Here is a 3,115-nt window from a genome sequence, read left to right on the forward strand (position 1 = left end):
CAGCCCAGGCAAACGAAAAAGGGGGCCGATGATGCGCATCGGCCCCCCACCTCACCGCTCAGGCAACCCTCAATGCTCGGCCACCGCCGCAGGGCGTCTGACCGTTTCATTGCCATGCTCATCCAGCTCCAGCATCGGCACCTCGTTACCCTCGGCATCGAACAACTTGCCATCCTTGAAGTAGTCGCCATTGCGCAGTGCGGAAATGTCCGAATACTGGATGGTGCGCTCGTAGGCCGCAGCGAACACCGACTGGTTTTCCGAGTTGCCGGTGGTGAAGTGGTTGAAGATCAGGTTCAGCAGGATGGCCATGATCGCCGCCGAGCTGATGCCCGAGTGGAAGATGGTCTCGAACCAGTTCGGGAAGTGGTGGTAGAAGGTCGGCGCGGCGATCGGGATCATGCCGAAGCCCAGCGATGCCGCGACGATGATCAGGTTCACGTTGTTCTTGTAGCTGACCTTGGACAAAGTGCGAATACCACTGGCCGCCACGGTGCCGAACAGCACGATGCCTGCACCGCCCAGTACCGGGGTAGGGACGGCGGCAATGACCCGGCCCATGATCGGCAGCAGGCCGAGAACCACCAGGATCAGGCCACCGGTAGCCACCACATAACGGCTCTTGACGCCGGTAACGGCCACCAGGCCGACGTTCTGGGCGAATGCGCTTTGCGTGAACGAGCCGAAGATCGGCGCCAGAATGCTCGACGCCATGTCGGCACGCAGGCCGTTGCCCAGGCGCTTGGAGTCGACCTTGGTATCAATGATCTCGCCCACGGCAAGGATGTCGGCCGAGGTTTCCACCAGGGTCACCATGATAACGATGCACATCGACAGGATGGCCGCGATGTGAAACTCGGGCATGCCGAAATGGAACGGCGTGGGGAAGGCGAACATCGGGCCTTCGGTGACCTTGCTGAAGTCGGCCATGCCCAGCGCCCAGGCGATCAATGTGCCGACCACCATGGCCAGCAGGATCGACAGCCGCGAGATGCTCGCGCTACCCAGTTTGCTCAGCAGCAGCACAATGGCAAAGGTCAGCGCCGCCAGGCCGATATTGGCCACGCTGCCGAACTCGGGCGAAGCGCTGTTGCCGCCCATTACCCAGCGCGCGGCGACCGGCATCAGGGTCAGGCCGATGGTGGTGATGACGATACCGGTCACCAAGGGCGGGAAGAACTTGGTAATGCGTGAGAACACCGGGGTGATCAGAAAGCCGATCAGTGATGCCGCCATGACCGCACCGAGCACCCCCGGCAAGCCACCGCCACCTTCGCTGCTGAGAATGGCGCCCATGGTCGCCACGCCAGCGAACGACACGCCCTGCACCAGCGGTAGCTGGCAGCCGAAAAACGGCAGACCCAACGTCTGCAGCAGGGTGGCCAGGCCACCGGCAAACAGCGAGGCGGCGATCAGCATGCCGATTTCGCCACCGTTCAGGCCAGCGGCCTGCCCCAGGATCAGGGGCACCGCGACGATCCCCCCGTACATGGTCAACACGTGTTGCAGACCATAGGCCAGGTTGGCGCCCAGCCCGAGGTTTTCGTCCTCGGGGCGTTGAGCGGGAGACGTGCTAGGGGACGTAGTCATGGAGCAGGCTCTCTGTTTATTGTTGTGGCGCTACTGTAGACACTTCCCGTGATTGATTGCCACAAGAATTGTATACAATATTTTGATCGGAGCGCGCACAAGTGCGGCATCAGGGTGTGTCAAAACCCAATGCATGAGCCGTACCAACTTGTCTAAAGCTGTACTAGAGGGGTGTGTACAAAGTCCTGCTACCCAGCCCTAAAGCTGTCTGAGTAGACAGGAAACACAAAGTGGGAAGGCCCTTAGCTAGCTAAGAGATTCCATTCTTCGATCAATTCGCGCAGCTCACGCATCATTTTGGTGCCGTCACCCAGGTTCAATTCCACAAGACGGTGCAGATGGGTCATCGATTCGACATCGATGTACAGGCAGATGAAACCAAGCCGGGCCGGTTCCTCGTGGCGCAGTTCGACCTGCATGGTCACCTGCGTTTGCTCGTCCAGCGTGATGATTGCGTCGAAGTTCTGGCTCAGGTCGGCATCCCATTGCTGCGGGCGTTCCACCAGCAGCCCCTTGAGCGAAATGTCCAGCAGCTTGGGCGACCAGCATCGGGAGCCTTGGTGAAGTTCGGTAGGGGCGTCGAAGCAGATTCGCTGGAAACGCCTACGTTCGTCGTGATCGCTCATGGGTAAGGCCCTCGGGTGGCATCCTGATCAGGGTGATGAAGGGTTTGTGCATCAGGTACTGCAATCTGGCCGCAGAGGCTCTAGACCAAAGCAAGTGTGGCAATGCCGCCTGACTCGCCCTAGACTCGGTGGGCGGTCTTTCCAATCCAACAGCTGGAAGCTAACCATGAACAACAATAATAGCCTGCTACGCCACATACCGTGGCTGGCGCTGGCAGTCATAGGGGCCTGCGCGCTGGGTGTTGTTGCCCTGCGTCGCGGTGAGGCGATCAATGCCTTGTGGATCGTGGTCGCGGCAGTGGCCATCTACCTGGTCGCCTATCGCTACTACAGCCTGTTCATCGCCACCAAAGTGATGCAACTCGACCCGCGCCGTGCCACCCCGGCGGTGCTCAACAACGACGGCCTGGACTACGTTCCGACCAACAAACACATTCTGTTCGGCCACCACTTCGCCGCCATCGCCGGCGCCGGCCCACTGGTGGGCCCGGTGCTCGCCGCGCAAATGGGCTACCTGCCCGGCACGCTGTGGCTGATTGCCGGTGTGGTGCTGGCCGGTGCAGTGCAGGACTTCATGGTCCTGTTCCTGTCTACCCGCCGCAATGGCCGCTCGCTGGGCGACATGGTGCGCGAGGAAATGGGCCGCATTCCGGGCACCATCGCCCTGTTCGGCTGCTTCCTGATCATGATCATCATCCTGGCGGTGCTGGCGCTGATCGTGGTCAAGGCCCTGGCCGAAAGCCCATGGGGCATGTTCACGGTAATGGCGACCATCCCGATCGCGATGTTCATGGGCATTTACATGCGCTACATCCGCCCGGGCCACATTGGTGAAATCTCGATCATCGGCGTGGTGCTGCTGTTGGCCTCGATCTGGCTGGGGGGCCAGATTGCGGCCG

General features: G+C 60.9%; 3 protein-coding genes. 1 reads left to right on the plus strand and 2 read right to left on the minus strand.

Annotated elements, in window-relative coordinates; translation table 11 throughout:
- Positions 1–69: 69 nt before the first annotated feature.
- Positions 70–1,590, minus strand: coding sequence for a nucleobase:cation symporter-2 family protein (locus G1E_RS21975; protein WP_009682651.1), 1,521 nt, complete (start codon positions 1,588–1,590; stop codon positions 70–72).
- A 242-nt stretch (positions 1,591–1,832) separates the two neighbouring features.
- Positions 1,833–2,216, minus strand: coding sequence for a PilZ domain-containing protein (locus tag G1E_RS21980; RefSeq protein ID WP_009682652.1), 384 nt, complete (start codon positions 2,214–2,216; stop codon positions 1,833–1,835).
- A gap of 166 nt (positions 2,217–2,382) precedes the next feature.
- On the opposite strand from G1E_RS21980, the gene G1E_RS21985 reads away from it, so the two are divergent.
- A partial coding sequence (locus G1E_RS21985; RefSeq protein WP_047150107.1) for a carbon starvation CstA family protein occupies positions 2,383–3,115 on the plus strand: 733 nt, incomplete at its 3' end.

The sequence above is a fragment of the Pseudomonas sp. TJI-51 genome (assembly GCF_000190455.2).
Lineage (GTDB): Bacteria > Pseudomonadota > Gammaproteobacteria > Pseudomonadales > Pseudomonadaceae > Aquipseudomonas > Aquipseudomonas juntendi.